This is a genomic window from Trinickia sp. (assembly GCF_036503415.1).
Taxonomy (GTDB): Bacteria; Pseudomonadota; Gammaproteobacteria; order Burkholderiales; family Burkholderiaceae; genus Trinickia.
This window is the reverse complement of the sequence record NZ_DASXWY010000166.1, coordinates 1-2,989: the sequence shown is the minus strand read 5'-3', so window position 1 is coordinate 2,989 and position 2,989 is coordinate 1. Positions and strand designations below refer to the sequence as shown.

At 61.7% G+C, this 2,989-nt stretch carries 2 protein-coding genes; one reads left to right on the top strand and one right to left on the bottom strand.

Annotated features, from left to right (window positions below):
- The coding region (locus VGL01_RS20785) for a CPBP family intramembrane glutamate endopeptidase (protein WP_331572696.1) at positions 1–1,472 on the bottom strand (1,472 nt) is incomplete at its 3' end.
- Between the two features lie 468 nt (positions 1,473–1,940).
- Between VGL01_RS20785 and VGL01_RS20780 the strand changes: the two genes are divergently transcribed.
- Positions 1,941–2,989 (top strand): alpha/beta hydrolase (locus VGL01_RS20780; RefSeq protein WP_331572694.1); only part of this gene is annotated, 1,049 nt, incomplete at its 3' end.

Genomic DNA, 2,989 nt, shown 5'->3' with positions numbered 1-2,989 from the left:
CCGGTCGGCATCGCGTGACGGCTGGCGACAAAATTCAATAGGCACCACCCGAGATAGAGCGCGGGCGGGACGAACCAGGCTTTTTTCCATTCGCCGCTGCCGAGCCATTCGCGCCGCGAGAAACGCACTGCCACCCATGCGAGACCCAGCGCCATGACGGCGAGCGACCAGATGTACGAGATCGCCACGCCCTGTTGCCAGCCCTCGCGCAGCACCGTGCCGTGAGCCGGCGATAGCGATGCGGTACCCACGCGAAATCCGCCGAACACATACAGGGCGAAATACATCGACGACAAAGCCCACCACGCATGCCGCAAACCGATGCGCCCGAAAAGCGGCTCGCTGACCTTTTTTGCCCGTGCGCGCAAGAGGCCGCGATAGTGAGCGGGAAACAACAGCAAACCTGGTGCGGCAACCAACAGGACCGTGTACAAGATCAACGCGCCGGCGAACGGCAAGAGATCGGCACGCATCAGCATCTTCGGGGAGAGATCGAGCAAGCGCGCGTAGGCGGGAACGAGCGGCATCGCTTGGTGCGTCCGGTCGTATTCGTCGCGTAAAAGATCGGCCGCCGCGAGCGAATTGCCCGCATTGAACGCAACATCGAGTCGAATCTGGCGATTTTGCGGTGTCATAAATTTCGATGGCTGCTTTTGCGCGGCGAGCGCCGCCTCGGCGCCCGCCACATCGCCGGCCCGAAACAACGCGCGCGCCGACGTATAGGCATCGATCTTCAATCCGGCATGCCGGGCTCGCATGAGTTCGTCGCGTGCCTGCGCCCCCGGGAACAGTTCAGCCGCCGTATTGATGCGTTGGGCTTCGAGCCAGATTGTCTTCGCGACAGGCGCACTGGCCAGCAACCGCTGCGCCTCGTCACTGCGCCTCGAGCGCACGAGATAGCGCAGCGCCTCGACGAGGCACGGGTTCGACGGATCGAGTTCGACCGCGCGCAGCGCTTGCTCGCCCGCGTGCTTCTCGTCCTTCACTGCCGAATAGGCGCGCGAAAGCGCCGCATGAAGCCGCGTACGCTGCGCCGGAGTCCATTCCGAGGAGTGCGCGAGCAACGGCTCGCCCTTAGCAAGCGCGTCTTTGCCGTAGCGATGCTCGAGCACGAAAAGCGCGGCCTCGGGTTGACCTGGAAAGCGCTCGTCGAGCATATGCTGGCAGGCCGTGAAATCGTTCGCCGCCGCATCGCTCCACTCCAGGTCTTCCGACCACGCGAAGCGTTGAATGAACCCGCATTGCGCCACTGCAAGCGCGACATCATGCGGATGTTGCACGAGCCCGGCGCGATAAGCGTCGAGAACCGACCGATAACTGTCGCGCTGATGCTCGGACACGATACCGGCCGCCCGCTCCGGGGATTGCAATAGATCGGGCGCCGGGGCGATCGTATCCGTCCCGTTCGCCGATGCGCCGAGCGCATAGCAACACGCCAGCGCGGCGATCGTTTTCAGTATCCCCCGGAGCATCGTTTTTCCCCCGCAAGCCGTTCGTCAAATCCGAATTGCAGCGTCGTCGCGCGACGGGCGGCGCATCGTCCCACGTCGTCTGTTAACGGCGACATTCATCCGATCTTTAACGATCGTCAATGCGGCGCGATTTGGCGATTTATGCGGCTCGGGAACACCGCATACAACTGGCGTGGTGAAGGCGATTTAACGGCACCCTTTCTACGAGGATCAGCGTCGCCGGGACAGAGGTGCCTGTCTACCATAAGCTCCGGTCCGGCCATCGCTGTCGCGAACGCGGCGCCCCGCCGCGGCACTCACATTCGTTCCAAAACGGACCGATCCGATCTTCCGACGCGCTTCGAGCGTTGCGCGCTGCAGTTCGCCGCGCAGCGCATGTCGTCGCTCGTCTTCAACTTTCTTCGAAAAAGGTCATACATGATGGAAACAACGCCGATTGGAAAAGCCGCAAAGCGCGCCGGAAAGCGCTTGTCCCGCACATCGACACTGCTCGTTGCAATCGCGTCGCTCGGGCTGTCATCGTTCGTTTGCGATAACGCGTTCGCCCAGGCGAGCGCTGCGACGACTTGCCAGTCCGTCGCGGTACCGGTAGCGCTGGCCGAGGGCGGGCCCAAGGGCTATTCCGTTTCCGGCAAGCTCTGCCTGCCGCCATCGGGCCAAGCCAATTCGGTCATCCTGACCGTGCACGGAGCCACGTACGATCACCACTACTGGGATTGGCCGTATGTTCCCCAAGTCTATTCGTATCGCAATTTCATGACGAACGCGGGCTACGCCGTATTCGTCTATGACCGGATCGGCGACGGGCTCAGTTCGCACCCGGTGAGCACCGATATCTCGGTCAACTCGAACGGTTATGTCGCGCACGAGCTGGTGCAGGCGCTACGACAAGGTCAGATCAACGGCTATACGTTCAAGCATGTCGTTCTCGCCGGCCATTCGCTCGGATCCTATACGTCGTGGGTCGAAGCCGGCCAATATCGCGACGTCGATGCCGTCATCCTGACCGGCATTGGACACAAGATGAGTTCGACGATCGGCACCCTCCTTTCGCAGGACATCTACCCGGCACAGCAGGATCCCGCGTTCCAAAATATGGACCTCGACGCCGGCTATCTGACCACGCGGCCCGGCGCACGCAACGCGATGTTCTATTACCCGGCGACGACCGATCCGAATGTCGTTCAACTCGACGAAAAGACGAAGCAGACGGCCACGCAAACCGAACTCAACGGGGTATTTGCAACCGGCCAAGGTTCGGCGTCGTATTACTCGGCTTTCATCAACGTGCCGATTCTCATCGTCGACGGGCAAGACGACGTGATCTTTTGCGGCAATGGTGCCGCCGATTGTTCGACCTCCGCGTCGCTGCAAAGCGCCGAACGACCGTATTACAGCGCGAGCCCAAGCGTGACGTCGTTCGTCGTTCCCGCTTCGGGACACGACATCAATCTCGAAGTTACGGCGCCGCTCTGGTATAGCGCTTCGCTGGGATGGTTGCTGTCGACGGCAAAGAT